Genomic DNA, 25,916 nt, shown 5'->3' with positions numbered 1-25,916 from the left:
GAACGCGGAGCGTCCCTGGCGGCATTCCCACGCAGAGCGTGGGAACGATCAGGTGAACGCAAACAGATCCAGAATCAGGCTAGCCGGCCGTTTCGCTTAGCGCGGACTCCAGCCCTGCGTTGCTAGCGGAACGCGGAGCGTCCCTGGCGGCATTCCCACGCAGAGTGTGGGAACGATCAGGTGTACGCGCACTTACCATCGCGCAGATCAGCCTCGCTTTCGACGGTTTTTTTCATCCTCATCCAGTGCCTGGCGAACCAGCGCCCGCGCCGCCCAGGCGGTGGTGGCGAGTGATTCTTCGACGCTCGCGCCACCGATATCGCGCACGGCAATCAATGCCTCTGTGCCCATGACGATCGACAGCGCCTGCTTCAGGCGCTTGCGCGCCTTGGGTGACAGCACGTCTTTCATCGAGTCGACAATCGGCTCGATGTAGCTCAGGCGGCGGCCCGGTCGCAGGGGCTCGTGGGACTCGCTTTCGAGCCATACGGTCATGAACGAGCGCTCCATCACGTGCAGGCCGATCTCGTCGTCGATCAGCAGTTTGTTCAACGTGTTCGCCGCCAGGCCCATACCCTTGACCGGATCGTCCCCCGGCTGCCAGATGCGTTCCAGCGGCGGCATGTCACGATCGGCCGCTGTCTCGCTGATCAACGCCTCGACCGTGGGAAAGTAGCGATAGGCCGTGGCGCGCGACACCCTGGCGCGCTCAGCCGCTTGCGCCACCGTGGGCTGATGACCTTCGTCGCGCAAGGCGATGGCGGCCTCGATCAGCGCCTGGCGGGTGCGCAGTTTCTGGTTGACGCGACCTTGTGCATCACCCTCACCGATCAACGGGCTTGACTTGGGATTCGACATGGAATAAATGATACCTTGTCTTGTAATGAGACATGAGTCTCATAATAGACGTAAGGCAGCGGATCTGCCACCGCCCCTGTGCACGGCATCTGCGGGCATCACGATTTCAGGGATTTTCCAGCAACTGAGCGCGCCTCAGGGCGCTTGAGGTGAATGCCATGAATCACACTCCCCGTTCGCGGACCTGGTTTCGACTTGCTGCCCTCTACTTTGCCATTGGCGTGATGCTGGGGGTGACGATGGGTGCCTCCGGCGACCATTCACTCTTCGCCGTACATGCCCACATCAATCTGTTGGGATGGGTATCGATGGCACTGTTCGGCGTCATCGGCGCATTGCACCCGAGCATGACCGAAGGTCGCGCGGCTGCAGTGCAGTTCTGGACGTACAACCTGGGCGTACCGGTAATGCTCGGCGCGCTGACCCTGCGGCTGAAGGGCTTCGCTTCGATCGAGCCACTGATTGGCGTCGCATCGATCCTGATTGGCGTGAGTGTGCTGCTGTTTGCCTGGCTGGTCTTCTCGCGCATCGGCGTTGTTGCCGGGTACTTGAGCCGTACGACAGGCGAATCACGCCTGTCGTGACCCGGTAGCTGCTGCCGCGGGTGCCGTAAGGACAAGGCACCCGTAGCGAGATATACGACGACTCCTCTACTGCGCCACCTGCAGGCGCAACCGGCTTCGACGTGACAAGCCAGCCTGCAACGCGAACACCAGGATCACGGTCGAGGGTGCTGAAAAGCTGCCCAGGCCACCACCGCCATACATCAGGGCAAGGCCCGCTGCCGTGGCGCCAAACCACGCCGTCAGGCCCACCGGGTTGAATGCAGCCACGCGTTCCAGCGCCGCCACGTCACTGCGCCCATAAAGAATCTGCGCCAACGCCACGCCGACCCAGGCCACCACAAAAATGCCCTGGTAGGCCAACGCCTTGAGCAAATAGGCAAACACATCGGCGAGCATCAAGCCGTACACGATCACCCCCACCGCCAGGGCCCACGCCCAGTACGCACCGCGCACACCGAAACGGGCAAAGAATGCCTGCATGTTGAGCGTCGCCAGGTAGTAATTGGCGGTATTGATCCGGGTTTGCGTGGCCCAGACAAACAACAACCCCCACAGGCCCATCAACTGCAGGATCGCCATGACCACCGACACTTCGTTCAACGCGCCTTCATGGGGAATGCTGCTGACCAGATAGATGCCCGCTGCGCCGTTGAGCAAAAACGTCACCGCGTAGAACGGCATGCCGAAGTTCCAGCGACCGTGATACCCGGCGTCTTCTTCCTTGCCAAACCGGGCGTAGTCGAAGGTGAACAGCATCAGCACCCAAACCCCCATGTAGGCGACAAAGCAGTCCCACCAGCCGAAGGCGCTGGGGGTTGCCGGGCCGAAATCCAGCCATTGCGGCTGGTAGCCATACCGGCTGATCGACAGCCCCACCGCCACCAGCAATCCGCCGAGGTAGACCGGCAGCAGCACGCCATTGAGCTTGTCCAGCCAATGCTGCACGCTGCCCAATATCATCGGCACGCTGTACAGCACCACCAGCAACGCGGCCAGTGGATAGACCAGTTCCGGGTACAGGTGATTGAGCGCCACGGCGATCACCGAACCTTCGAACACCGCGTAATAGATCGCCGTGGAAAAGAAGATCAGGGTGGCCAGGCATGCCCCGGTGCTGCCGAACAACAGCCGCGAAAACAGTGCCACCGACAAGCCGCTGCGAATCGCGAAGCGACTGAGCACACTGTTGACCAATCCATAACTGATCACCGACAGGACCATGCCGATCAGCGCATTGCGCGCGCCATAAGACAGCGCCAGGGAAGCGCCCACCACGATGTAGAACATCGCACTGCACACCGCCCACCAGGCCATGGTCAGTGATAAGCGGCCCATGCGCGCTTGCGCTGGAACGGGGTGATTGGCCGGGTCCTGCCCGGTTTGACTCGATTGCGATAAAGCAGCCATATGCGTGAACTCCAGAACCAGTCAAAGGTTGAAGCGCGGGCAGCCGCCACCGCACCGTAGTGCGGCGTTGGCTTGCCGTTTGGCTTTACCCGCGCAGTGCGGCGGGCAGCGTCAGGAAGGGAACAGCTTGCTCAGGCAGCTGAGTTTTTTCTTATAGGAACGTCGCGCTTCCAGCGCTTCTTCGAGGGTCACCGCCACGAAACGGGCTTTCTGGTTGGGTTGCATCTGGCCGATCAGGTCGAGGTCGGCGCTGATCACCGTACCGATCATCGCGTAGCCACCACCGGACACCGCATCACGGTGCAACACGATGGGTTCGAGCCCCGCGGGGACCTGGATCGAGCCGATCGGGTAGCAACTGTCGACGATGTTCGACGGATCGGAGCCGGCGCCGAAGGGTTGCTCGCGCGGCTGAAAGCTCAGCGGGCTGCCGCCCTTGAAGCGATAACCGATGCGATCCGCCTCGGAACCGACGGTCCAGGCCTCGGCGAAAAAGCTGTCCGCCGCCGCTGGGGTCAAGCGATCGTAGTACAGCCCCGGCACCACGCGCAGGGTGATTTCGCCCCCCAGGGATTGGCGCAGGGCCATCGGCAAACTGGCGCCGGCACGGCCTTTGCCACTGGCGATGCCCACGGGCAGTTCATCGCCGGCGATCAGGCGACGCCCTTGGAAACCGCCGAGCGCACCCAGCGCATAAGTCGAACGGCTGCCGAGCACCACCGGCACATCGATCCCGCCGGCGACCGCCAGATAGGCACGCGCACCGGCCTTCGGAAAGTCAAAGCGCAGCACTTGCCCGGCCTTGACCGTGAAGGCGGTGTCGAGGTGCATGTCCACACCATCGACCTTTGGCGTCATGTGCGCACCGCACACGGCCACCAACGCGTCTTGCGCAAATTCCAGTTCCGGGCCGAGCAACGTGCATTCAAGCGCTGCCGCGCCCGCCGGATTGCCGACCAACTGGTTGGCTGCGCTCAACGCGTATTGGTCGAGCGCCCCGGAAGGCGGAATGCCCAGGTGGTAGTAGCCTTCGCGGCCCTGGTCCTGTACCGAGGTCGCCAGACCGGGTTTGAGTACCTTGATCATGCCAGCACCTCCTGCAGCGACTTGGGATAGCCGACGGGGTCAGCCAGGAAAGCATCCAGGGAAAACTCCACCGGACGAATCCGCAGATCGAAACGTCCGGCTTCCACTTCGGCCACGGCAACGTCATAGGCCTCACGGTCCATCGGCTTGAATTGCACGATGTCGCCCGGGCGGAAGAACACCATGTGTTCCTTGAGGTAGGCCAGGTTCTGCTGCGGGTCGTAGATCGGTGCCGGCGTAACGCCGAACATCTGATAACCACCGGCGCCGCGCACGGAGTAGATGCAGCCGAAGCATCCGCCATGACCCAGGGTCAATTTGGGTGTATCGGTGCGCGGCCGCAGGTACTTGGGCACCTGCAACTGACGCTCGCGCTCGACCATCTGGAACATGAACGGCAACCCCGCGACGAAACCGACCATCGAGACAAACCATGGCGCGCCACTGTGCGCGGCGATGAACGCCTCGACGTCCGCCAGGCCATTGATCCGCGCAGCGTATTCCAGGTCTGTCGCACTCGGGTCCTGGTGGCGGTCACGAAAACGCATCAAGGTTTCATGGGTCCAGGGATCGTTATAGAGCACCGGAATCTCGATGATCCGGGTCTGCAACGTGCGCTCGGCCACGGCCTCGGCTTCTGCGCCTTTTACCGCTTCGAGCAAGGTGTGAGGCGCGATACGGTCGGGGTCGAAACGGATCTGGAACGAGGCATTGGCCAGGCACACATCGAGCACGCCATCCAGCGCCAGCCGCTCCACGGCGCGGGTCACGGCCATGCCCTTGAAAAACGCTTCAAGGGACATGCTGTCGCTGACTTCGGCGAACAAATGCTCGTCGGCGCCAAAGCTGTAGCGGATTGCGGTACTCATGCTTCACCTCCGCTGCGGCGCTCGGCCAGCCAGGTTTCCAGGGTGCCAGTGTGGAAGTCGGCGCTGTGCAGCCACGGTTGTTCCAGGAGCTCACCGTGCAGCGACAAGGTGCTGGCCATGCCGGTGAGCGTGGTCTGCGCGACGGCGACTCGCGCACGGGCCAACGCTTCGTTGCGGTCGCGGCCATGCACAATCAGCTTGGCCAACAGCGAATCATAGTACGGTGGCACGCGGTAGCCTTGGTAGAGATGGCTGTCGACCCGCACACCCTCCCCTTGCGGCCAGGTCAGTGATTCGACCAGGCCTGGGCTGGGGAAGAAATCCCGCGCCGGGTCTTCGGCATTCAGGCGCATTTGCAAGGCGGCGCCATTGAGCTGGATGTCGCTTTGCTTGTAGCCCAGCGGCTCGCCACCGGCAATGCGCAGCATGGCCTGGACCAGATCGATACCGGTAATGAGTTCGCTGACCGGGTGTTCCACCTGGATCCGCGTGTTCATCTCGATAAAGAAAAACTCGCCGGTGGCGTCGTCGTACAGGTACTCCAGGGTGCCGGCGCCCTTGTAGCCAAGGGCCTCGGTCAGGCGCACGGCACTGGCGCAAAGCGTCTCGCGCTGTTGTGGGTTGAGGACCGGCGACGGTGCCTCTTCGAAGATCTTCTGCCGCCGACGTTGCAGCGAGCACTCGCGCTCGAACAGGTGCACCGCGTGCTGGCCATCGCCCAACACCTGCACTTCGATGTGCCGGGCCTTGCCGATAAACCGTTCCAGATACACCGCACCGTTACCGAATGCGGCCTGGGCTTCGCGCTGGGAACGGGGAAACTCTTCGCTCAGTTGCTGGGCGTTTTCCGCCAGGCGAATACCACGTCCGCCACCACCGGCCGAAGCCTTGATCAGCAACGGGAAGCCTACGGATTCGGCAGCCTTGAGCGCCGACTCGACGTCGAACAGCTCACCGGGGGAACCGGGCACCACCGGCACGCCAGCCGCTTGCGCGGTGCGCCGGGCTTCGGCCTTGTCGCCCATGCGCCGGATCGTCTCGGCGCCGGGCCCGACGAAGATCGCGCCGGCGGCGACAACCGCTTGCGCAAAATCGGCGTTCTCCGAGAGAAAACCGTAACCCGGGTGTACCGCATTCGCACCGGTGGCTTTCAGGGCGCCGAGCAATGCCTCGACGTTCAGGTAACTCTTGTCAGCGCGGGCGGGGCCAAGGATATGGACCTCGTCGGCCATGCGCGCTGCCTGGGAGTCGACGTCCGCTTCGCTGCAGGCGGCAACGGTGGGAATCCCCAGCGCTTTGGCGGCGCGGATAATCCGCACAGCGATTTCGCCACGGTTGGCGATGAGTAATTTACGAATACCTTGAGTCATGATCGCCCCCTACCCTCAATGGCCATCGAGCGTTGCGATGACCTGACCCGGTTCCACCGGATCACCGTCTTCGACCAGGAAGGCACTGAGGCGACCGGCCGTCCCGGCGGTCAGTTCGGAAAACTGCTTCATGACCTCGATCAGGCCAATCACGGTGTCGGCGCTGACCTCTGCGCCCGGCTCGACGTAGTTCGGCGAGTCCGGTGTGGCTTTACGGTAGAAGGTGCCCGGCAACGGGGTAATAACGGTTTGTTCGGCCATGTCTGTTCCTCTTGGAATAGTTGTAGAAAGGCAGGCATAAAAATGGATCGGTGTTGAACCCTGGCGTCTCTGTGCCTGGTGTTTCGTTGTGCTCCAGGGCTCAGCGCGGTGCGCGAACCTTGATCCCCGCGTCATCCAGCGCCTTGCGTGTGGCCTCGACCAATGCCAGGGCACCCGGTGTATCGCTGTGCAAACAGATGGAATCGAATTCGATGGCCAGGTCTTCGCCTTCGACAGTGCGCACCACACCTTCCTGGCAGGCACGCAGCACCCGCGCCGCCACTTGGGTCGGGTCGTAGGCTCGTACGTTGCGGGTAAAGACGATGGAGCCGCTGAGGTCGTACTCGCGGTCGGCGTAGAACTCGCGGATCACCGGTTGGCCGAGTTCCCGGGCGACGTGCCAGATCACTGAGTTGGGCATGCAATACAGCAGCAACTCCGGCTCCAGGCGCTGGAGATTTTCCACCAGCAAACGCGCAGCTTGCTCGTCGCGGGCCAGGTGCATGTACAGGGCGCCGTGAGGTTTGATGTGTTGCAGCGCCACGCCCTGAACCCGGGCGAGTTCACGCAGCGCACCCAACTGGTAAAGCATGTCGTCGACCAGTTCCTGGGCCGGTGCATTGATGTGCCGGCGGCCGAAGCCGACCAGGTCGCGGAACCCCGGATGCGCGCCGATGGCCACGCCCAGTTGCTTCGCCCGTTCGACGGTGCGGCGCATGGTGCTTGGGTCGCCGGCGTGGAAACCGGTGGCGATGTTGGCGGTGCTGATGAAGCCCATCAGCTCATTGTCAACGCCATCGCCGATGGTCCATGGGCCAAAGCCTTCGCCCATGTCCGAATTGAAATCTACTGCCTGCATGACGCTTGCTCCTGACGCTTGTGACTTCATGCAGGCCACGTTAAATTCCCGCCAACCCCTTGGGAAGATCTATTATCAGAGGGGCCATCTTCTGAAAAACAGATAACCCTGAAAAACAGACAACGGAGCGCCCATGTCACTGACCCTGCGCCAGGTCCGCTATTTCGTCGCCACCGCGGAGATCGGGCAAATTTCCCAAGCGGCCATTCACCTGAACATTTCCCAGTCCGCGGTGACCACCGCGATCAAGGAGCTGGAAGCCATGCTCGGCACGCTGTTGTTCCAGCGCTCGGCCCAGGGCATGAGCCTGACCGATGCCGGGCGGCATTTTCTCAACCGTGCCTATGTGATTTTGCGCAGCGTCGACGACGCGCTGAATAGCCCGCTGCCGGACGTCCGCGCCAGTGGCCTGTTACGTTTGGCCGCGAGCTACACGGTGATCGGCTACTTTCTGCCGCACCATCTGCAACGGCTTGAACACTGGCACCCGGACGTAGCCATCGAGGTCCACGAACAAGAGCGCACGGCCATCGAGCAAGGCCTGCTGGAAGGAAAATTCGACATGGCGGTGGTGCTGACCGCGAACCTCACTCACCCGGACATCGTTTCGGAAACCCTCTTCAACTCCGAACGCCGGTTATGGCTGCCCAGCCATCACCCCCTGCTCGAACGCTCCGCCGTCAGCCTGGCTGACGTTGCGCAAGAGCCCTTTATCCTGTTGACCGTCGACGAAGCCGAACAGAGCGCCAAGCGTTACTGGGAACACGCGCACCAGCAGCCAAACGTACGGATACGCACCAGTTCAGTCGAAGCGGTGCGCAGCATGGTCGCCAATGGCAGCGGCGTGGCGATCCTCTCGGACCTGGTGCACCGCCCCTGGTCGCTGGAGGGCAAACGCATCGAAACCCTGACCGTCACTGACAAGGTAACCCCCATGAGCGTAGGCCTGGCCTGGCATCGCGAGCGCGATTTCAGCCCGGCCATGCAAGCGTTTCGTAACTATTTCCACGATGCATTCCTGGCGCCGCAACAACTGTCGGCACGGCGCTAGTTCACCCGTCGAAGCTGTGTTCCAGGTTCGTCATCCGGCCGCGGAACGTTGCCTTTTTATGCGGTACATATCGTCGTCCGCATGGCTGAGCAGCGTATCGGCATCCTCTCCGTCCGCGGGATAACAGGCGATACCGATACTGCAGGACGGCATTGTGAGTACGGAAGAGTCGGCATCCGGTGGCTCGGCCAAGACCGCGAGAATCTGCGCCACTTTCTCGTACACGTCGCCCTGGGACTGGATATCCGTCAACAACACTGTGAATTCATCACCGCCCATCCGGGCCACCGTGTCCGTCTCGCGCACGCAGCCTTGCAGCCGACGGGCAATCATGCGGAGTACCTGATCGCCCGCTGCATGGCCATGGACATCGTTGATGCCCTTGAAGTCGTTGATATCGAGAAACAGCAAGGCCAGGCTGCTGTCGTGGCGCCGTGCCGCGCGCAGGGCCGCATCCAGCCGATCATTGAACAGCGCCCGGTTGGCCAGCCCCGTCAGCGGGTCATGATGGGCGAGGAAGCGCAATTCCTCCTCCGCCTGCCAGAGGGCGGTGACGTTGCGCGCCACACCGATCCGCGCCCCCACCTCCTCGGACCAGAAGGCGGCCCACAGGATGTGCACGATACCGCCATCCTTGCGGATATAACGGTTGCGGAAATCGAAGTGCGGCTGGCCATTCATGACCCGGACAATGGAGGCTCGCGTTTTCGCCAAGTCGTCAGGATGCATGTAGTCGGTGATCGGGGTGCCGGTCAACTCGTCCGCACGGTAACCGAGCAGCGCCTGACAGGCATCACTGACAAATACGATCTGGTTATCCCTGTCGACCACGAAGACCGTGTCCAGCATCAGATGGATCAGTTTGGGGTAGAGCGCTTGCAGGTCAACGGGCATAGGTCAGCGAGTCCCGGTTCATGTAGCCTGATCATGCCTGATCACGAAGGGAGGCGGCTAGGCGTGCGGCAAGGTTTTGCTGGCCCAATGCCGACTCAAGCGGATTGCCTGCGCCAGGTGCCGGGCGATGTACCGAACTGGCGCTTGAAGGCGCGACTGAACGCCGCTTCGGATTCGTAGCCGACTGAAAAGCCGATTTGCGCCACATTCCCCCGCCCTTCTCGCAAGTGTTGAGCCGCCACGTGCATGCGCCAGAGCGTCAGGTATTGCATCGGTGGCTGTCCGACCAATGCGGTGAAGCGCTGGGCGAATACCGAGCGCGACATGCCCACCTCGAGCGCCAGGGTTTCAGCGGTCCAGCCCTCGGTCGGACGCGCATGGAGCAGTGCCAGTGCGCGCCCGATATGCGGATCGCGCAAACCCGCCAACCACCCGCGCCGCTCTGCCGGAAGGCTCGCTACATACTGGCTGACGGCTTCGACGAAAAGCAATTCAGACAGTTTGGCAATGACTGCCGTTGAGCCGACGCGTCCTGCCGCTGTCTCGCTTACGGCGAAACGGAACGAGCTTTCGATCCAGGCCCCTGAAGCCGTCGCACGCATGTCCAGTTTGAGTACCGATGGCAGCGATGAAAGCAACGGACTGAAGGGGGTTTCAGAGCCGAGGAAACCGCACAACAGCTGTGTGGTCTCCCCATCCCCGCCGCACTTGATGCGTGAAATGCCGCCGACTGACGGCGGCGTAATGACGTCGCGCGCCGACATGGGTGTAAAGCCCAGGTCACTGCCAAACGTATGAACATCATTGCGAGGTAGCAGGATCAATTCGCCTGCGCGCACGTCGAGGGGGGCGCCATCGTCGACGCGCAATTGCATGTGCCCCGCCGCGACAAAATGCGAGGCAATGATATGTCGAGGCGCCGCCACGAACGGTTTGCAATCGTCGGCAGAGATTCTGCCGCTCATGCACCAGGGCGCAGTGAACTCTGCCTCGAGGAACACTCCCCCAGACAGCCGGATCACACGCAACACATCGGAAAGCGCATCGAGCATTTGCCACCCCTCCTTTACGGAGTCTGGAGCAAGTAATCAGGCGCAGCGGTCATTCTTCACCCGGACGGCGAGGCCTAGATTAGCACCAACGCGGACCCAGCGATCAGCACTCTCCCCAGAGGCTTTATCCAGGGTCATTGGCTCCGTCCCATTGTGGCTCGACCTGGAAAATTGGAGATCGATATGAACACCTTCGCGACCCTCCCCATCCCTGATTCGCGCAACGCCGCCCGATACGCGCAACTGGTCAGGTCATCGAAGAAAGCCGAATGGCAGATCGATCGCGATCTGCTGCAGGACCGGCATTTCGACTTCTCGCGCAAATTCCTGCCCGACTCACTGTCGCTGGTCGACCGCCTGACCTTTCTTGACGCACACCAGGCGCGCCTGCTCAGCCAGATTCAAGGGCGAACCTATGCGTACCTCTTTGGCCTGGTCGAGCGCTTTATCAGTGCCAAAATGCTCGATCAGGGTCGCGCCCATGTATTCGACGATCAGCTCGCACTCGAAGCGCTGGTGCGCTTCTCCAATGACGAGATCAAGCATCAGGAGCTGTTCCGGCGCATCGAGACAATGATTGGCTCGCAACTGCCGTCGGGATATCGTCAAGTGGCCGATCCAAACGATGTGGCGCGCGTGGTGCTGGCATCCAGCACCTGGTCGGTGCTGGCGCTGACCTGTCATATCGAGTTGTTCGTGCAATCCCACTACGCACAAAGCATCGCCCCGCACGAAGAGCTATGCCCGCTGTTCAAGGACGTCTTCAAGTTTCACTGGAAGGATGAAAGCCGACACGTCGTGCTCGATGAACTGGAGTGGAAGGCCGAGCACGCAAAACTGTCGCCCGCCGAATGCGACCAGGCAGTGAACGACCTGATAGCACTGGTGGCGGCCGTCGACGCCATCCTGCAGGCACAATCGACAGCCGATGCCGAGTACTTCACGCGCCATGCTTCACGATCATTCAGTGTCGACGAAGCAGCACGCATCAACGCCTGCATGCTGGACGCCTACCGCTGGCAGTACATTATCTCGGGCGTGCAGCATCCACACTTTGCCCGGCTGCTGACGCGCATGACAACGCCAGCCCAGATGTCGCGGATCAACACCGCACTGTCACCCATCATGGGCCATTGATCGAGGCTGGCCGCCATGACAATACCGATGTGGATGCTGCTTGGGTTCGCGACCTGGACGTTACTGCTGTTAATGGCCACCGTCGGGGTCTATCGCTGGGCCAGGATACTGTTCTCGAATGCGCCGATTGCCTCTTTCCGAAGCGATCGGCTCGAGGGCGAGGATTGGTATCGGCGCGGGGTAAGGGCACACGCCAACTGCGTGGAAAACCTGCCTGTGTTTGGCGTCATCGTGTGGGTGATTTCCGCTCTTGGCGTTGAAGGACCTACGGTAAACTACTTGTCGATACTCATTCTGGTTGCCCGGGTGTGTCAGTCGCTGGTGCATGTCTGCCATGAGCAAACCAATGCGTTCGTGGCAGTTCGGTTTAGCTTCTTTTTCGTTCAGTTGGCCTGTTTTCTCACGCTCATCGTGATGGCCGCCGGGTACGGCACACTCTTCTGAACCCAGGCCATGGCCTGCGCTACTTGCGCAGGCCACAGTACCGAACGGCTTGCCTGATGCGCCCCTAGCCAGCGCTGATGTTGCCACAGAAAAGTGGGCGGCTACCGTCTGCCGGACTGCTGCGAACCAGCAAGGCATAGCTACCCTTGGTCAAATCGCTCAGCGCCACCGGTGCCTGGGCCCAATGTTGGGTACGCGGGGCCAGCGATGGGTAGTCGACGCTATTGGCCTGACGGGTCCTGTACGCCGGTTGCGCACCCAATTGCTGGCACGAGCCTGCGTAGATTGCAGTGTCGAGACGGCTGGAAACAGCCATATCGTGGGGGACTCCACCGACGGTGAGCCAGATGCTGGTTTGATCGCCCACCGGGCTGAGGGTGGCTCGAGCGATATGCTCTGCGTTTTGCGGGGTAGCATTGAGGGGGACATCGACAATTTCGTTTCTGCTCGCGCAGCCCGAAATCGCCCCTGCCGCCACTACCAACGCCAGCCAAGATGCACTGTTCATCACAGGTCTCCTGAGTTGAGTTGCGTAGACTTCATCCCCCCTGTGAAGTCTAGTGGTCCCCCCCGCAAGCGGGATCTGGCTGATGGGTGGTCATCGGCAGGCGAACTCATTATGCGCCTCTCCCTCACCCTCCGAGTGCCAGGCCACGCCCCGGCCTGCCACCTGCAAGTGGGCCGTACTGCCGTTGAGCGCCCGCACGTTCTTTTTTCGGATTAGGGGCTAACGCCTCAAAAACGAATGATGTATTCTTTTGATGTCTCTGCAGATGACAATAAACCTATTACAACAAATGAAATGTGGTTGAACTCGGAGCATACCGATATGAAATCCGCACCAATAACGATCATTGTATTTTTTTAGTCGCCCCATTGAGGGAACTGACTAAACCTTGCCTAATAAAAACATTACCCAAAGGATAAATACGTGCACATCACCGAGACGAGCCACGCCGGGGCGGCCGCCAGCCTCCCCCGCCACACCATGCTTTTAGTACTGGGCCTCTGCTGGGCCGCCATCCTCTCGGAGGGGTATGACATCGGCGTCATGGGCACTATCGTGCCCGCGCTGTTGAGCGACCCTCAGTGGAACCTGACCCCGCTGGAAGTGGGTGCAATGAGCAGCTCTGCGCTGTTTGGCACACTGATTGGCGCCTACTTCATCAGCCCATGGAGCGACATTATCGGGCGCAAACCACTGATCATCCTCTGCATCGCCCTGTTTTCGGGCTCCATGTTGGCGGCCGCCTGGGCGCCGACACCGCAAATATTCTCACTGGTCAGGGGGATTGGAGGTCTGGGTCTGGGAGGTGTCATCCCGGTAGCCGCCGCTTTGACGATCGAATACTCGCCGCCGCACCGGCGCAACCTCAACTTCGCGCTGATGTACTCGGGGTACCCGCTCGGCGCCCTGCTTTCGGCCTGGGTCGGCATGACTTTCATGCCCGAGCATGGTTGGCGCGCGGTGGTGGCCGTAGGCGCGATAGCCCTGTTGCTGATCCCGATCATGATGCTGTGGCTCCCTGAGTCATTGGAGTTTTTGGTCGCGAAGAAGCGTACTCTCCAGGCCCAGGCACTGGCCGCACGCCTGGGCATCAGCGAACTGCCTGCGCCACCGATCGATAAGGGCAAGGCGCAACTGTCGCCGTTCCGGGAGATTCTTGCCGAGGTCTTTTCCAAGCGAAACCGCCGAGGCACGCTGTGCTTGTGGGTGGCCCAATGCACGGCGGTCATGGTGGTTTACGGGCTCGGTACCTGGTTACCGCACTACATGCGTAACAACGGCTACGACTTGGGCTCTTCGCTGATGTTTTTCGCCACTTTCAACCTGGCCGCCGCCCTGGGCGGTATTGTCATCGGACGAATTGCCGACCGCATTGGCGCGCGCCGAACCCTTGCCCTGGGCTTTACTTTCGGCGCCTGCGCCATTGCCGCGCTATCGATGAAAAATTCGATTATGGTCACCTACATCCTGGTGGCCTGCGCCGGCTTTGGCAGTGTGGCCGTGGCCTTGGTCCAACTGGGTTACATCGCCAACTACTACGCGCCACACGCACGGGCATCGGCGACCGGCTGGGCGGTGGGCATCGGTCGCTTCGGCGCGATGGGTGGACCGATCCTGGGAGGTTTCGTCGCCGGATTGCAGCTCGATAGCTTCTGGAACTTCATGGTCTTTGCCACGGCTGCGATTGCGGCGGCCATCGCCATCATCATGACCCCCGCCCCCGCGCACGAAAGCTGACTCTGACGACTCACCGGCGAGCCCATGCTCGCCGGTGAGCCATCTACTATTCGATGCCAGCAAATGCCTTCGAAAACAGCGAACCAAAACCCTGCACTTCCCTGTCAATGCCCAACTGGCGCAAGCACATCCACGCCAACGCCTGGTTGCTGCTGACCACCGGTAATGACAAGCGGGCCTCGATGGTCGCCAGCACCTCGGCCACCTGGATCCCGGCGCAGCTGATCAACACGCCATCGAGTGCCATGCCGCTAAACCCCTGGGCCATCTGCAGCCAGGTCTCGCAAGGCAAATTGCCCTGCTCCACCGGAGTCGTGCAAGGCCTGCCCAGGGCGCTGACCACCTCGATGCCGAGGCCGGCGAAGTATTCGCGTTCAACCTCTATCACTTCCTGCGGATAAGGCGTCAACAAGCCGATACGGCGCATATTCTGTGCGCGGCAGCCGGCGATAACCGCCTCGATGGTGGTTACGCTGGCGAGCCCGGTTGCGTCGAACAGGCGCTTGCGCAAATTCTGCGGTCCGGCCAGCAAGGTCGCGGCGGTGCAGTTGATGGCCAACAGATCGACACTGGCGTCGGCGAGCAATTGCGCATGCCCTTCCAGATCTTCGGCGAATTTGCGATCAGCCTCCAGCGATGTCTGGCGAAAAGGCACGCGCGTGGTGACGAAACGCACGCCCTCGGGGACCATCAGTTGAGGTTCGTGGTCGCATAGACCACCCGATGGGTAGAGTTGGCCAATACGCGCCAGAGTACCGATTCCCGGGTTCATGGGACTTTCCTTTTATCAGTGGTGAGTACACACGCTTGAAACAGAAAAACCCCCAAGGACCGGCAAGGACCTTGGAGGCCAGTTAAACTGAACCTGACTACCAGAGCGCCAAGGTATACCCGACGATCAAGCGATTTTCATCGGCGTCGGTGGTCAGGCCATCGCTTGAACGGAAGGTGACATTGCGCCAGCGTACGCTTACGCCCTTCAGTGGACCATCCTGCACGACATAAGCCAGATCGGTGTCGCGCTCCCACTCGCGCCCCTCTTTCACGGTAGCGGTCTTGACGTTGCGCCCGTCCACATAACGGGTCATGAAGGTCAAGCCGGGAATCCCCCATGCTGCGAAGTCATAGTCGTAACGCAGTTGCCACGAATCCTCCTGCGCCCGGGTAAACAGATTGAAGGTCACCAGGTTGGCCACATACGGCTCAGCACCATTAAGGAACGGGAAATCACCGTCGCCCGACAAGTACTGCCAAGCCGTGGTAAATCGATGAGCCTTGTATTCAAGGCCAAGCATGCCGTTGAAGTTGCGGTTATCGATGTGCCCCGCCAGCCTGCGCCCTTCGTCACGACTGTCGAAATAACGCAGGTCGCTTTTCACCACAACACCTTCGGCCAGCGCCCAACGATGAGTCAGGCCGGCGAATTGCTGCCGGTAGATATCCTGCAGGCTGGCGCCGTAGTAACTCAGGTTCAGCTGTGGCGTCAGTGCATAGTTGGCGCCGGCAAAATCGAAGTGGTCGCTGGATGCCCCGCCATAGCCAATGTCTTCATTGCTGGAGGAGTCACGCAGGCTGGCCTGGGTCAATCTTCCCGCGTTGATCGACAGGCCCTGGATGTCCTGTGAATTCAACAAGCCACCGCGGAACGATGAGCCAAGCAGACGGGTGTCGTTGTACATCACCACAGGCAGCGTCGGTTGCAACGTACCCACTTTCAATACGGACTTGCCGGCACGCACTTTGGCCGTCAGCCCCAGCTTGCTGTAACTGTCGGCGGCGCGCCCGCTGTCGCCAAAGGGCAACAGGCCGGAGCCATGGCGATCGGGACTGGAGTCGAGCTTGACCCCCATCTGCCCTAGCGCATCGACACCCACCCCAACATCGCCTTCGGTAAAACCCGACACCAACCGCCCGGTGAAACCCTGGGCCCATTCGTCTGTTTTGGACTGCGGGGCGTTGTCCTGACGATAATCACGATTCAAGTAAAAATTGCGTAGTTCCACACTGGCCTTGCTGTCATCGACAAAGTCCGCCAGGGCACAGTTGGCCATGGACGTCCCGAGGGAAAACAGCAAAGGGGCGGCAAAGCAGGGTCGACTCATTATTATTATCCAGACTTGAGTAAAACCGGGGCGGCCGGCAACCGGATGCGCACCCGATGGCGCGCATCAATTCACAAAGCGGCAGGCAAAGGAAAACCAGCGACGCCCGTGACCGGGCGCCCTTTTGCAGTACTTATTGTTATGTGCGGCGACGACGACTTACCGTCGCTAAGCCTCGAGAATGCAATCCTGCAACTGTGGCGCCGTCAGGTTCTGGGTCAAGCCCAGCATCAGCAATATGCGCAGCTTGTGCGGACTCAGGTCTCCACCAGCCAGTACACCGTCGCGCTGAAGGAATGCCTGCGGTGGAACATTCCCCCTCAAGGCGCGAGTCGCCTGCACCACGATCACCCCGGCCGCCGTTGCCCGCTTGATCGCAGCCACCTCACCCGAAGCCGGTCGACCCGGGGCGAGCCCGGCACTGATGATCGCCCGACTGCCAGCTGCCACCAGTGCATCGATGACAGCCCCATCGGCACCGGCGTAAGAGGTGGCGATATCAACCCGCGCCAGCGCGCTGACGCTGTCGAACTGAAAACGCGTGTGCCAGCCATTCATCGGCAGGCAACGGCGCCAATGCACCCGGGCCAAGGCATCCACTTGCGCCAGCGGCCCATAAGGAACGGCCTCGAACGCATTGAGATCGAAGCTCGAACTCTTGCTCACATCGCGGGCGGCATAGACCTTGTTATCCATGACCACCAGTGCACCGCACTCCTTGGCCTGCGCAGAAGTCGCCACCGCCAGGGCGGCACGCAGGTTGGCCAGCACATCGCTGCCCGCGGTATTGATCGGTCGTTGGGCACCGGTCAATACCAGCCCGATGTCCAGATCCAGGGCCAGGTCGAGAAAGTACGCCGTCTCTTCCAGCGTCGCAGTGCCGTGGGTGATGACAAAGCCTTCGATGTCCGGACGCTCGCTCGCCGTGCGGGCAATCAGGCGCGCCAGCTCCAGCCAGTCGACCGGGGTGATCGCGGTGCTGCCCAATGCCCGGAACGGAACCGGTATGCATTCGATGTGAGGGGCTGCTTCGCTCAATTGCTCAAGCAGGTGATCAATCGGCAAGACCACGCCACTCTCACTGTATTCAATCCAGTCGAACGGATCGCGGGCCTGCATGGCAAACGTGCCACCGGTGCCGATGACGGCGACCTTGGGACGATATTGAGTCGTCATGGATCAAGCCTCCGGACTGGCGAGCTGGACGAACACGCAACCGTCTTCGACCTGCACCCGATGGCATCGCGTGTTCTTGAGCAATGGGCTGCACAACGCCTTGCCACTGCGCAGGTCGAACGCCCCGGCATGCAGCGGGCATTCGATTTCAAAGCCATCCAGGTCGCCGTCACTGAGCAGCGCGTTGCCATGCGTGCAAATATCATCAAGGGCGAACAACTCGTCGCCGACCTTGAACAGACCGATCTTGCGGCCACTGACCTGGACGCCAGCGCTGTCGCCCTGGCCGAACAGCTCGACCACCGTTCCCACGGCAATCCACTGCCCACTTTTCGCTGGCTCAGGAAATATCAATGCTTGGGATGCAGTCATGAAAATATCGCTCCATCAATTAATGCGCTGTGCGCATCGAAGAAAGGGTTCGCGCGCGCAGCGCCTCGAGTCCTGGCGCCAGCGGCAAGGCATCGCTGCCTAACGCCGCCACCTGGACGTCGCAAAAGCGCATCGAATCGACCAGCCAACCTTGCGCCTCGGTGTAGCGATAGGTTTCCTCGGTGCGCGCCATCAGCAACACGGCTTCGGCGTTGTCGGCACGCAGCGCCAATTGCCACAAGCGCCAGCTGGCGCGGGCTTGCTGGCCATCGACCGCAATGTCCTCGCCGACGTAGTAATGCGCGGCGAAGCACCACGGCGACTGCTCGAACCATTGCGCCAACGCTTCACGCCCGACCCGATCGCCACCAAATTCGGCGCCATACCAGACCGCTTGCGCGGTAAAACACGCCGCCTGCGCCAGGGCCAACTCCTTCAGGCGAGCAGGTTCCTGCTGGCGGTAATCGGCGGTGTATTTGGCGTCCGCCAAGGCGGTGTATCGGGCCTTGAGCTGCCTGATAGCCTCGACGGACTCCAGTCGGAACAAGCGCTCGGTCAATTGCGCAACATCGCTCATGCCGCCACCGCCTTCAGGGACACTGACAGATCGCTAAGCAGCGACTTATCGACGACACGCCGTTCACGAATCAACGCCTCCAGTGCTTTGCGCTCCTTGCCCTGGTTGACCATGACCGCGGCCACCACCCGACCGTCCCTGAGCAACACCATGGTCGCCCTGCCCTGGCTTAGGTCACCTCGCCAGACATGCCCATCGGCGTCGTCGATCAAGCCGACGACCTGGATGTTGTGGCCCAGTTGATCGGTCCACATCCAGGGGATCTCAGCGTATCGCTGCGCGACTCCGGCAATTTGCCGTGCAACGGCCAGCGCTTGGTTTTCCGCATTGCGCCAGGTCTCCTGACGCATTAAACGGCCGTAAAAAGCGTTGTCACAGTTGGCGACATCACCCACGGCGTAGCACCATGGCGTATCAGGGCTGCGGCAGGACGCATCGACCACGACGCCGTTCTGGCAACCGATGCCTGCCTGCTGGAGAAACCCGGTGTTGCAATCGATGCCAATGGCAAGCAACACCTGCTCGGCTTCCAATACCTCGCACGCGCCCCCTGCACCCTGCACTCGTACCCGGTAAACCGCGCCGTCATGGGCAATCGATTGCACGCCGACCTGTGACTTGAAAGCGACACCGACTTGCTGATGCTGGCTCGCCAGCCACTGCGAAACAGGCGCCGGCAAGCACCGACGCATGATCTGGTCAGACACGTCCAGCACCGTCACCGTGACACCCAGCCCCGATGCCGTCGCTGCGACTTCCATGCCGATCACGCCCGCGCCGATCACCAACAGGCGCGAACCGGGGACCAGAGTCGTGGCCAGCTTGTCGCAATCGTCAATCCCCCTGAGCACATGCAGGCCGGGCAAATCTCCACCTGGCACGCGCAGGGATCGCGGCGCACCGCCGATGGCCACCACCAACTCATCGAATTCGATCTGGCGCCCGTCAGCGAGACTCAAGCAGCGCCGCCCTCGATCCAGCCCCACCACCCGGGCGGTGATGCGCACCAGCCCGGGATGGGAGCTCCAGAACCCGTCTGCGGCGAGCATCAGCTCGCTCCATGCCTGTTCGCCCGCCAGTACCGCCTTCGATAACGCCGGACGCTCGTAGGGAGCATAGGGCTCATCTCCAATCAGCAGCACCTGGCATGTGCCGTCCAGTTCGATCAGGTGCTGCGCGACACGCCCGCCGGCATGACCGGCGCCAACAATTGCGATTCGTCGAGCGCTCATGGGGTGCGCTCCTGCAGCGCGCCGATCCGCACAATGGCGCGATACAGCAGCCCCGTGGCCGACGTGCAGACCCAGCGCCGCGGCTCGTGCGGCGGGATGACAATCGCCTCGCCGGCACTGAGGCTGTAACACTCATCGGCAGCGAACACATCGAAATTACCCTCGACGACGGCGCCGACTTCCTCGCCCAGATCACTGATACCGCCCATGACCGACTCACCCTGGACAAACGGGCGCAGCTGCAGATCGAACGCGTCGCCGCTGACACAGCCACCCTCGTCACACGCAAGTGGTGGGACGACAAGACATTGTTGGGTACTCATCAACGATCCGCCCGATTCTTGAGTGGGTAATAGGGCACGCTGTCCTCCGGGCCAAATTCCGGCCGCGGCGGCGTGACCACATTCAGGCGCATACTCACGCCCTCGCAACCGAAACGGTTGCTGCCGTAGTGGCTCAACTGCGCGGGAATAATCATGGCGCTGCGTGCCGCCATGGGCACCGCGACGTCCCCCTCCTCGCCCGCGCCCTCAAATACCGTGCACTCGCCAACCAGTTGCAGCGACGCTTCTTCGCCATGGACGTGGGCCTTGGCGGGCAGGTCATGCCCGACTGCTTCCACGAACTTCACCACCGACACACTGATGTGCTTGCCGAACAGGTGCTTCATATACAACCCGTTCGCGACGACTTCCTTGAGCCCGTCGTCAATACCAAAAACCCTGCACTTGGCCATAGCTACCTCCGCGCTCAATACACAGGCTTGAGAGAAAAATCTTCTTCCGCCACGAAGCGGCGCGGATCAAAGCCGTAGACCACCTCCTGCTGGTTGTAGCACTCGACGGTGGGCGCGATTTCGGCCAGTGACAGCAGCAGTTTGAGCAGCGTTGTCTGCACCTCGTCGAGCTCTGTCAGGGGCGTGCGATTGACGAACTCAAGCAGCTCGTCGATCTGCGTCATCATGGCGTCCTTGAAGGCAATGATGCTGGGCATCGACTGGCGGTGACGCTGGATGTTGCGCTCGGTTTCGGTTGCCAGCGCCCAGACGCCGACGTAGGCCTGCAGCGCCTGGAAAGCTTCGGGAAGCAGCACGTTCACCGGGTGATCGGCCTGGGAGGTTGCAATCATGTTCATGGTGTTCACTCCGCAGCGGCTTGAGCGGCATTGCGTTCCAGCATGCGCTCGACAGCGTGATAGTTATGGCGCACGAGCACTTCGTTGTCCTGCAGGAACATGAAACGCTTGGCCCCTGTTTCGGCGGCTTTTTGCGTACGCTCCACGGTGCTCATGTCTTCGAGCAGCACATCGCGCAGGGCGACTTTCATGTACTCGACGAAGAAGCGCCCTCCGGCCGTGGTCATCTGCGGGTAGAACACCCGGCACTCGACACGTGTGCGGTTATAGGCCGTGGGACGGAAGGTGTAGCACTGGAAGTAATTGGGACGCAGGGACAAGTACAGGTCTGGAAACACGACGTTGATGTCGAACAACCAGTTGGGACTCTTGGTCCAGTTCATACCCTCGGGCAAGGCCTCGATGGGAAATTCATGCTTGGCGCTACCCGCCGCGCCGCGCAAGGCCGCCGCCGAGATTGGCTTGGACTTGCTCGCCTCGAGCAGTGCCTCCTCAAAGGCCGCCCCACCCTCCGTCATGGCCTTGGGGTTGCCGTAGACCGACTTCTGATTGCCCGACAGGGACAAGCGACGGTGGTATTCGCCGCACAGCGCGCCGAGCGGCGGCATGGCGCCATTTTCGTCCTTCTCCACCGCATCGGCGATCGACAGGCCGTGGATGTAGGCCACGTGATAGGCCTCCTGGAAAGCATCCAGCGCCAGCTTCCAGTTGCACTCCACTTCACTGACCCAGGAAAAGCCCGAGGTCAGCTTGTCAAACGGGTAACCCTCGATCGAACCGAACATGGGCTTGAGGTAATCCTCGAGCGATTGTGCTGGCGTTGCCTGCATATTGATGAAAATGAAGCCTTGCCAGATCTCGCAGGCGACTCGTGCCAGGCCATTGGCGGACTTGTCCAGGTCGAAAAAGCACTCTTCTTCCGGCACGCCGGTCAGGTTGCCATCCAGGTCAAACGCCCAACCATGGAACTTGCAGGAGAACTTGCGGGTATTGCCGCATTTCTCGTAGGCGATCTGATTCACCCGGTGCGAGCACACGTTGTGCATCGCATTGATCTGTCCCTTCTTGTTACGCACGACAATGATCGAAGCATCGGCGCACGCCAGGTCCTTGACCATGTAATCCCCGGCATTGGGGATTTCCTCGACCCGCCCCACCTCAAGCCAGGTTTTCTTGAAGATGTGTTCTTTTTCCCGCTCGTAGTACTCAGGAGAAATGTAGGGCTCTACCGGCACCGGGCCTTTGCCCAGCTCGGGATAGTCGTCGGTGATAAAGGTGCGCTTGGTGCTCATTATTTTTCTCAAACCCCATCAGTTCGGCCAATTAACGAATGCCATTCTGTTATTGGCATTGCCAACCTGTCAATAGCCTTTAAAACCGCATTAACAAGGAAAAAACTCTCTTGTAAAACGATTGACAGTCTTTAAACAGCTAATGAGCAGGAGGGATTGGGTACCGCAATGGCCCTAGCTGGTATGATTCCTCCCCATTGCACGAGCGTGCGAGAGCGATCAAACAGGAGCAGTGCGTGGCGCAAATCAAAAAAATGGAAATCCGCGATGCCATCGTCGAATCCGCATTCACCTTGTTCAAACACAAGGGATACACGGCGACCACCATGAGCAGCATCGCTCGCGAAGCCGGGGTGACGGTGTCGAACCTGTACGTCTACTTCGACTCCAAGATCCTGATTCTTTATGCGATTTACACGCCTTGGTTCCAGGACCAGATCATGCGGCTAAAGGACTCCGTCAGCCGCTTGCGCCAGCCACGGGCGCGGCTAAAACGAATATTGATCGGGGTTTGGTCAGAGCTGCCCGTCGCTGACCAGGCCTTTGCCAACTGCATGATCGAAGCGCTGGCCAGCGCCCCTCGGCAACAGGGCAAACCCAACGACCTTCTCAAATGGGCAGAGGCACAGATCAGCGAGATGCTGCTCGACACACTGCCGGAGGACCGCCATCACCTGCTCGCCGATGGCCTCATGGCACACATCCTGTGGATGGCTTTCGATGGCTTCGTGATCAATCAACGCATGGGCGATTGCCGGGACATGGAACGCGTCGCCGATCTGTTTACGGAAATGCTGCTGCCTCTGCAGGAGACGACGGTGGGGTGAGCGGTTGCCGCTGGTCGAACACCTCTTGTTCTGCAGATCCAATAAACCTATCTTTGAATCTATAGATACAAAGATAGGTAACAAGCATGGCCGTCGCTTCCAAGCCCCAATCTTTCAGCAAAAACCAATGCGTCACCGGCCTGCGCGCTGCGGTGGGCATTCTGGAAAAGTGGCACGCCAGCAGCGAGCAGGCCTGTCGTATCCTGCGCATTTCCCGCAGCACCTACACCCGCGCGCGCCAGCATGATCCTGACTGGGCGGTGGCGCTGGATGCGGACCAGATGCAGCGCATCAGTCTTGTGTTGAACATTCACGCCACGTTGCGCCTGGTGTTCGACAATCCGGACAACGTCTATGGCTTCGTCTCGATGGCCAATGACAACGAGTTTTTCAATGGGCGCTCGCCGCTTGTGATCATGGCCCAGGGCGACATGATTTCGCTGTACGAGACCTTTCGGCGCATCGATATGCTGCGGGGCGCGCAATGGTGACGTTGAGCGCGCTGGCGGTGTTTGCCGGGCAGGCATTGCAGGCTTACCGGTTGGTCAATTCGAAATTTCCGCCGATTGCATTGTTCGACGACGTGGCGAACGCGGATGAATTCGAGGTGCTGTTCGAGATCCAGGCGCTGACCAATCCCCGATTGAAGAATGAGGTCGGTGAGCTTGAGTTGATCCCACGGAGCGAAATCCCGTTCGGGATTGCTGGCTGCTCGTACGCCACCGCGCCCTTCACGCACATCAATCCGGCGGGCTCGCGGTTCAGCGATGGCAGCTATGGGGTGTTGTACCTGGCGGATTCGATGGAAACCGCACTGGCCGAGGTGCGGTATCACCAGGGCCTGTACTGGTCGAAGGTATCGGGCCTGAACTATGAGCGGTTTGTGTTCAGGGGACTGTCGTGTTCATTCATGGATACGGGGATGAAAGACGCCACCGCCCTGCCGATCAACGACCCGGTGTATGCGCCTGACGATTACAGCCATTCCCACGCACTGGGCCGGGCAATCAGGAAAGCTGGCTACCCAGGCCTGCGTTATCGCTCGGTGCGCCTGCCAGGCAGTGATTGCTGGGCGTTGATGACGCCAAGGCCTGTCTCTTCGATCATCCAGACCGCTCACTACGAGATGGTCTGGAACGGTCAGATCACCAGTGTCAGCCAGATCAACGAGGCTTGAGGCAAACCTCGCACCTAGTGGCAGCAACGCTTGCCGTTGCAGCAAAAACACGATGCCGAAATGTCCACATCCGCCCGGGCCATGGCCAGGTTGAGACGAACCTGCGCAGCGGCCGCTTCGCCATCGCGACCCAGGCGCTTCAAGCATTCCACGTAGCCGTGCAGGCTCCACACGTTGTCCAGGTGCCAGGACGCGCGACTGAGGGTGTTGTCCAGGCCCAGGTCGGCACGATAGGCGTGCAGGGCTTCTTCCACCCTGCCCTGTTCCAGCAACAGCGCGCCCAGTGCGTGGCGCACCGGTTGCATCCAGCCCCAGGGCTCGTCGTAAGGCAGGTGATCGTCCAGCGATTGCGCCTCGCGCAGGTGAGCGAAAGCTTCGTCGAAATTACCTTTGCGGTACTCGATTTCGCCACGCAGCATGCCTGCGGCCACCGCCAGGATATCGTTGCATTTGTTGTTGAAGAGGTAGCGTGTGTCCGGCACCCGGGCCCAGGCCTCAAGGAACAGGTGATGCTCGGTTTCGGCGTTGGCGACTTGCCCGCAAGCCGCAAAGGCCACGCCTTTGGCGTAGTGCAGCATGGCCGTGGTCACGCAGTACAGCGTCGGGTCCTGGGGCAATGGTGTGGCGAGGATGTCTTGCCATTTGCCGAAGCGGATCTGCACGTGGGCCTTCATCGAGACGAAGCTTTCGAGCCAGTCGGCCATGGGCGGTGTTTCCACCCGCAGGAGGTCTTCCTTGATGGTTTCGGCCAGTTGCTCGGCGGCTTCCAGGGCCGGCTGATACTGGCCGAGGAACATCGCCGAGTAGAGTTTGAAATGGTAATTGTGGCTGCGGTACAGGGTGTAGAAGTTGATTGGCCCTTCCTTGGCCAGATAGAGACTGTCGGCCTCGATTGCCCGCTGATTGGTGATCATGGCCCCGCGATAATCGCCGCAGAGCACGTCGATGTGCGACGGCATATGGCGCAGGTGTCCGGCATCCGGTACCAGGTCGCGCAGGATATCGCCCGCGCGCAGGGCCCGTTCCGGGTACGGCGACATTTCCAGGGTGTGGACGTACATGTGCAGTACGCCGGCGTGCGGCGCTTCGCCGTGTTGCTCCATGCGTTGCAGGGCCCGCTCAAGCACGGCCACGGTTTCCAGGGTGTCGGCGCCAGCCGCCGGCTGGCCGGTTTTCAAGTCCCATAACTGCCAGGGCGTGCGGTCAATCAGCGCTTCGACGAACAGCGCCACCACATCTGGATCGTCGGGAAATCGCTGGTACACATCGCGCATGGACGCCGCATAGGCATCGTTCCAGGTAAAGAGCTCATCTACGCTGCTCGTCTGCTCGGCCTGGTAACGTTGCTGCAACGCGTGGATCAGGGCTTGCTCCACTGGCGTCGTACCTTCGAGGTGCACCAAGGCGATTTGTGTCGCCAGTCGCGCCTGGGCCACGGCCTCCTTGAGCTCTTGTTCGATGAAGGCGTCCCAGCGCTTGTTGTAGTTGGGTCCCGAGGCATAGGCGATGCCCCAGTAGGCCATCGCGCAGTTGCGGTCGTGCTCCAGGGCCTTCTGGAAACAACGGATGGCTTCGTCGTGGTTGTAGCCGTAGCACCACATCAGGCCGCGGTCGAACCAGAGTTGGGTTTGGGCTGAGCTCGTCGTCACGGGGCGGCTGTAGGTGCCCAGATCGTAATAGTCGTGCATCGGTTTATCCTCTCGATCAGAGTGCGGAACCTGCGAAAACCCAGCATACCCCTGTGCACCTGGCCGGGCGTCATAGCCGACGACAGGCTGCGCTCTATCATCATGCCTACACGAGGCAGGCCACTGACTCTATCAATCGCATCGATGTTCACCATCACCTCAATGAAGTTCTCTTAAAAACTCCACGGCGTAACATCAGCTCCATACCAACCAACAACACCCCCGGAGCACACGATCATG

The 25,916-nt window shown here is 60.9% G+C and carries 29 protein-coding genes; 8 read left to right on the top strand and 21 right to left on the bottom strand.

Annotated features, from left to right (window positions below):
• Positions 1-207: 207 nt before the first annotated feature.
• Complete coding sequence (locus PG5_RS29320) at positions 208-858, bottom strand: TetR/AcrR family transcriptional regulator (protein ID WP_020800707.1); 651 nt, start codon at positions 856-858, stop codon at positions 208-210.
• A gap of 158 nt (positions 859-1,016) precedes the next feature.
• On the opposite strand from PG5_RS29320, the gene PG5_RS29315 reads away from it, so the two are divergent.
• Complete coding sequence (locus PG5_RS29315; RefSeq protein ID WP_033043890.1) at positions 1,017-1,442, top strand: hypothetical protein; 426 nt, start codon at positions 1,017-1,019, stop codon at positions 1,440-1,442.
• A gap of 66 nt (positions 1,443-1,508) precedes the next feature.
• Here PG5_RS29315 and PG5_RS29310 read toward each other — a convergent pair whose 3' ends face one another.
• The 6 genes from PG5_RS29310 to PG5_RS29285 all read right to left on the bottom strand — a co-directional run bounded on the left by PG5_RS29310 (position 1,509) and on the right by PG5_RS29285 (position 7,276).
• A complete protein-coding gene (locus PG5_RS29310) occupies positions 1,509-2,831 on the bottom strand; it encodes a cytosine permease (protein WP_020800704.1) in 1,323 nt (440 codons plus the stop codon).
• Between the two features lie 111 nt (positions 2,832-2,942).
• Complete coding sequence (locus PG5_RS29305) at positions 2,943-3,917, bottom strand: biotin-dependent carboxyltransferase family protein (protein ID WP_020800703.1); 975 nt, start codon at positions 3,915-3,917, stop codon at positions 2,943-2,945.
• On the bottom strand, positions 3,914-4,786 hold the full coding sequence (locus PG5_RS29300; RefSeq protein ID WP_020800702.1) for an allophanate hydrolase subunit 1: 873 nt from the start codon (positions 4,784-4,786) through the stop codon (positions 3,914-3,916). Before PG5_RS29300 ends, PG5_RS29305 begins: the two co-directional genes overlap by 4 nt.
• On the bottom strand, positions 4,783-6,156 hold the full coding sequence (locus tag PG5_RS29295; RefSeq protein WP_020800701.1) for an acetyl-CoA carboxylase biotin carboxylase subunit: 1,374 nt from the start codon (positions 6,154-6,156) through the stop codon (positions 4,783-4,785). Before PG5_RS29295 ends, PG5_RS29300 begins: the two co-directional genes overlap by 4 nt.
• Positions 6,157-6,171: 15 nt before the next feature.
• A complete protein-coding gene (locus PG5_RS29290; RefSeq protein ID WP_020800700.1) occupies positions 6,172-6,417 on the bottom strand; it encodes an acetyl-CoA carboxylase in 246 nt (81 codons plus the stop codon).
• 100 nt (positions 6,418-6,517) lie between these two features.
• Positions 6,518-7,276 carry a 5-oxoprolinase subunit PxpA gene (locus tag PG5_RS29285; RefSeq protein WP_020800699.1) on the bottom strand — a complete coding sequence of 253 codons (759 nt, stop codon included), beginning with the start codon at positions 7,274-7,276 and terminating at the stop codon, positions 6,518-6,520.
• A 133-nt stretch (positions 7,277-7,409) separates the two neighbouring features.
• Here PG5_RS29285 and PG5_RS29280 point away from each other — a divergent pair, with 133 nt between their 5' ends.
• Positions 7,410-8,327 (top strand): LysR family transcriptional regulator, encoded by a 918-nt coding sequence (locus PG5_RS29280; RefSeq protein WP_020800698.1) that lies wholly within the window; start codon positions 7,410-7,412, stop codon positions 8,325-8,327.
• A gap of 30 nt (positions 8,328-8,357) precedes the next feature.
• Here PG5_RS29280 and PG5_RS29275 read toward each other — a convergent pair whose 3' ends face one another.
• Positions 8,358-9,221, bottom strand: a complete 864-nt coding sequence (locus tag PG5_RS29275; protein ID WP_020800697.1) for a sensor domain-containing diguanylate cyclase — start codon at positions 9,219-9,221, stop codon at positions 8,358-8,360.
• Between the two features lie 95 nt (positions 9,222-9,316).
• Positions 9,317-10,273: an AraC family transcriptional regulator gene (locus PG5_RS29270; protein ID WP_020800696.1), complete on the bottom strand. Its 957-nt coding sequence runs from the start codon at positions 10,271-10,273 to the stop codon at positions 9,317-9,319.
• Between the two features lie 183 nt (positions 10,274-10,456).
• Here PG5_RS29270 and PG5_RS29265 point away from each other — a divergent pair, with 183 nt between their 5' ends.
• Entirely contained in the window at positions 10,457-11,410 is a 954-nt protein-coding gene (locus tag PG5_RS29265) for a diiron oxygenase (protein ID WP_020800695.1), read from the top strand.
• 15 nt (positions 11,411-11,425) lie between these two features.
• Positions 11,426-11,854: an MAPEG family protein gene (locus tag PG5_RS29260; RefSeq protein ID WP_042955850.1), complete on the top strand. Its 429-nt coding sequence runs from the start codon at positions 11,426-11,428 to the stop codon at positions 11,852-11,854.
• 64 nt (positions 11,855-11,918) lie between these two features.
• On the opposite strand, the gene PG5_RS29255 is transcribed toward PG5_RS29260, so the two are convergent.
• On the bottom strand, positions 11,919-12,362 hold the full coding sequence (locus PG5_RS29255; protein ID WP_020800693.1) for a hypothetical protein: 444 nt from the start codon (positions 12,360-12,362) through the stop codon (positions 11,919-11,921).
• 423 nt (positions 12,363-12,785) lie between these two features.
• Here PG5_RS29255 and PG5_RS29250 point away from each other — a divergent pair, with 423 nt between their 5' ends.
• Positions 12,786-14,099: an MFS transporter gene (locus PG5_RS29250; RefSeq protein WP_020800691.1), complete on the top strand. Its 1,314-nt coding sequence runs from the start codon at positions 12,786-12,788 to the stop codon at positions 14,097-14,099.
• 46 nt (positions 14,100-14,145) lie between these two features.
• On the opposite strand, the gene PG5_RS29245 is transcribed toward PG5_RS29250, so the two are convergent.
• The 10 genes from PG5_RS29245 to PG5_RS29200 form a co-directional block, all read right to left on the bottom strand.
• A complete protein-coding gene (locus PG5_RS29245; RefSeq protein WP_020800690.1) occupies positions 14,146-14,871 on the bottom strand; it encodes an aspartate/glutamate racemase family protein in 726 nt (241 codons plus the stop codon).
• A 97-nt stretch (positions 14,872-14,968) separates the two neighbouring features.
• Positions 14,969-16,150: an OprD family porin gene (locus PG5_RS29240; protein ID WP_256229417.1), complete on the bottom strand. Its 1,182-nt coding sequence runs from the start codon at positions 16,148-16,150 to the stop codon at positions 14,969-14,971.
• A 219-nt stretch (positions 16,151-16,369) separates the two neighbouring features.
• Entirely contained in the window at positions 16,370-17,377 is a 1,008-nt protein-coding gene (locus PG5_RS29235) for an asparaginase (RefSeq protein WP_020800688.1), read from the bottom strand.
• Positions 17,378-17,380: 3 nt separating this feature from the next.
• Entirely contained in the window at positions 17,381-17,749 is a 369-nt protein-coding gene (locus PG5_RS29230; RefSeq protein ID WP_020800687.1) for a non-heme iron oxygenase ferredoxin subunit, read from the bottom strand.
• Between the two features lie 19 nt (positions 17,750-17,768).
• Positions 17,769-18,326, bottom strand: coding sequence for a nuclear transport factor 2 family protein (locus PG5_RS29225; RefSeq protein WP_020800686.1), 558 nt, complete (start codon positions 18,324-18,326; stop codon positions 17,769-17,771).
• Entirely contained in the window at positions 18,323-19,558 is a 1,236-nt protein-coding gene (locus PG5_RS29220; RefSeq protein WP_020800685.1) for an NAD(P)/FAD-dependent oxidoreductase, read from the bottom strand. Before PG5_RS29220 ends, PG5_RS29225 begins: the two co-directional genes overlap by 4 nt.
• Positions 19,555-19,881, bottom strand: a complete 327-nt coding sequence (locus PG5_RS32985) for a cupin domain-containing protein (protein ID WP_052024740.1) — start codon at positions 19,879-19,881, stop codon at positions 19,555-19,557. Before PG5_RS32985 ends, PG5_RS29220 begins: the two co-directional genes overlap by 4 nt.
• Complete coding sequence (locus tag PG5_RS29210; RefSeq protein WP_020800683.1) at positions 19,881-20,294, bottom strand: hypothetical protein; 414 nt, start codon at positions 20,292-20,294, stop codon at positions 19,881-19,883. The genes PG5_RS32985 and PG5_RS29210 overlap by 1 nt, the downstream gene beginning before the upstream one ends.
• 14 nt (positions 20,295-20,308) lie before the next feature.
• Positions 20,309-20,692 (bottom strand): hypothetical protein, encoded by a 384-nt coding sequence (locus PG5_RS29205; protein WP_020800682.1) that lies wholly within the window; start codon positions 20,690-20,692, stop codon positions 20,309-20,311.
• 5 nt (positions 20,693-20,697) lie between these two features.
• On the bottom strand, positions 20,698-21,984 hold the full coding sequence (locus tag PG5_RS29200) for an SRPBCC family protein (RefSeq protein ID WP_020800681.1): 1,287 nt from the start codon (positions 21,982-21,984) through the stop codon (positions 20,698-20,700).
• A gap of 236 nt (positions 21,985-22,220) precedes the next feature.
• Between PG5_RS29200 and PG5_RS29195 the strand changes: the two genes are divergently transcribed.
• The 3 genes from PG5_RS29195 to PG5_RS29185 all read left to right on the top strand — a co-directional run bounded on the left by PG5_RS29195 (position 22,221) and on the right by PG5_RS29185 (position 23,988).
• A complete protein-coding gene (locus tag PG5_RS29195; protein ID WP_020800680.1) occupies positions 22,221-22,811 on the top strand; it encodes a TetR/AcrR family transcriptional regulator in 591 nt (196 codons plus the stop codon).
• Between the two features lie 86 nt (positions 22,812-22,897).
• Positions 22,898-23,302, top strand: a complete 405-nt coding sequence (locus PG5_RS29190; protein ID WP_020800679.1) for an antitoxin Xre-like helix-turn-helix domain-containing protein — start codon at positions 22,898-22,900, stop codon at positions 23,300-23,302.
• Positions 23,296-23,988 (top strand): RES family NAD+ phosphorylase, encoded by a 693-nt coding sequence (locus PG5_RS29185; RefSeq protein ID WP_020800678.1) that lies wholly within the window; start codon positions 23,296-23,298, stop codon positions 23,986-23,988. The genes PG5_RS29190 and PG5_RS29185 overlap by 7 nt, the downstream gene beginning before the upstream one ends.
• 14 nt (positions 23,989-24,002) lie before the next feature.
• Here PG5_RS29185 and PG5_RS29180 read toward each other — a convergent pair whose 3' ends face one another.
• Entirely contained in the window at positions 24,003-25,676 is a 1,674-nt protein-coding gene (locus PG5_RS29180) for a tetratricopeptide repeat protein (RefSeq protein WP_020800677.1), read from the bottom strand.
• Positions 25,677-25,916 lie beyond the last annotated feature (240 nt).

The organism is Pseudomonas sp. G5(2012) (assembly GCF_000408945.1).
Lineage (GTDB): Bacteria > Pseudomonadota > Gammaproteobacteria > Pseudomonadales > Pseudomonadaceae > Aquipseudomonas > Aquipseudomonas umsongensis.
This window is presented reverse-complemented; position numbering and strand designations above follow the sequence as displayed.

Bases quoted from the DNA above. Each gene is read 5' to 3' on its own strand.
- PG5_RS29320 (WP_020800707.1), bottom strand. From the start codon at position 858: ATGTCGAATCCCAAGTCAAGCCCGTTGATCGGTGAGGGTGATGCACAA.
- PG5_RS29315 (WP_033043890.1), top strand. From the start codon at position 1,017: ATGAATCACACTCCCCGTTCGCGGACCTGGTTTCGACTTGCTGCCCTC.
- PG5_RS29310 (WP_020800704.1), bottom strand. From the start codon at position 2,831: ATGGCTGCTTTATCGCAATCGAGTCAAACCGGGCAGGACCCGGCCAAT.
- PG5_RS29305 (WP_020800703.1), bottom strand. From the start codon at position 3,917: ATGATCAAGGTACTCAAACCCGGTCTGGCGACCTCGGTACAGGACCAG.
- PG5_RS29300 (WP_020800702.1), bottom strand. From the start codon at position 4,786: ATGAGTACCGCAATCCGCTACAGCTTTGGCGCCGACGAGCATTTGTTC.
- PG5_RS29295 (WP_020800701.1), bottom strand. From the start codon at position 6,156: ATGACTCAAGGTATTCGTAAATTACTCATCGCCAACCGTGGCGAAATC.
- PG5_RS29290 (WP_020800700.1), bottom strand. From the start codon at position 6,417: ATGGCCGAACAAACCGTTATTACCCCGTTGCCGGGCACCTTCTACCGT.
- PG5_RS29285 (WP_020800699.1), bottom strand. From the start codon at position 7,276: ATGCAGGCAGTAGATTTCAATTCGGACATGGGCGAAGGCTTTGGCCCA.
- PG5_RS29280 (WP_020800698.1), top strand. From the start codon at position 7,410: ATGTCACTGACCCTGCGCCAGGTCCGCTATTTCGTCGCCACCGCGGAG.
- PG5_RS29275 (WP_020800697.1), bottom strand. From the start codon at position 9,221: ATGCCCGTTGACCTGCAAGCGCTCTACCCCAAACTGATCCATCTGATG.
- PG5_RS29270 (WP_020800696.1), bottom strand. From the start codon at position 10,273: ATGCTCGATGCGCTTTCCGATGTGTTGCGTGTGATCCGGCTGTCTGGG.
- PG5_RS29265 (WP_020800695.1), top strand. From the start codon at position 10,457: ATGAACACCTTCGCGACCCTCCCCATCCCTGATTCGCGCAACGCCGCC.
- PG5_RS29260 (WP_042955850.1), top strand. From the start codon at position 11,426: ATGACAATACCGATGTGGATGCTGCTTGGGTTCGCGACCTGGACGTTA.
- PG5_RS29255 (WP_020800693.1), bottom strand. From the start codon at position 12,362: ATGAACAGTGCATCTTGGCTGGCGTTGGTAGTGGCGGCAGGGGCGATT.
- PG5_RS29245 (WP_020800690.1), bottom strand. From the start codon at position 14,871: ATGAACCCGGGAATCGGTACTCTGGCGCGTATTGGCCAACTCTACCCA.
- PG5_RS29240 (WP_256229417.1), bottom strand. From the start codon at position 16,150: ATGGCCAACTGTGCCCTGGCGGACTTTGTCGATGACAGCAAGGCCAGT.
- PG5_RS29235 (WP_020800688.1), bottom strand. From the start codon at position 17,377: ATGACGACTCAATATCGTCCCAAGGTCGCCGTCATCGGCACCGGTGGC.
- PG5_RS29230 (WP_020800687.1), bottom strand. From the start codon at position 17,749: ATGACTGCATCCCAAGCATTGATATTTCCTGAGCCAGCGAAAAGTGGG.
- PG5_RS29225 (WP_020800686.1), bottom strand. From the start codon at position 18,326: ATGAGCGATGTTGCGCAATTGACCGAGCGCTTGTTCCGACTGGAGTCC.
- PG5_RS29220 (WP_020800685.1), bottom strand. From the start codon at position 19,558: ATGAGCGCTCGACGAATCGCAATTGTTGGCGCCGGTCATGCCGGCGGG.
- PG5_RS32985 (WP_052024740.1), bottom strand. From the start codon at position 19,881: ATGAGTACCCAACAATGTCTTGTCGTCCCACCACTTGCGTGTGACGAG.
- PG5_RS29210 (WP_020800683.1), bottom strand. From the start codon at position 20,294: ATGGCCAAGTGCAGGGTTTTTGGTATTGACGACGGGCTCAAGGAAGTC.
- PG5_RS29205 (WP_020800682.1), bottom strand. From the start codon at position 20,692: ATGAACATGATTGCAACCTCCCAGGCCGATCACCCGGTGAACGTGCTG.
- PG5_RS29200 (WP_020800681.1), bottom strand. From the start codon at position 21,984: ATGAGCACCAAGCGCACCTTTATCACCGACGACTATCCCGAGCTGGGC.
- PG5_RS29190 (WP_020800679.1), top strand. From the start codon at position 22,898: ATGGCCGTCGCTTCCAAGCCCCAATCTTTCAGCAAAAACCAATGCGTC.
- PG5_RS29185 (WP_020800678.1), top strand. From the start codon at position 23,296: ATGGTGACGTTGAGCGCGCTGGCGGTGTTTGCCGGGCAGGCATTGCAG.
- PG5_RS29180 (WP_020800677.1), bottom strand. From the start codon at position 25,676: ATGCACGACTATTACGATCTGGGCACCTACAGCCGCCCCGTGACGACG.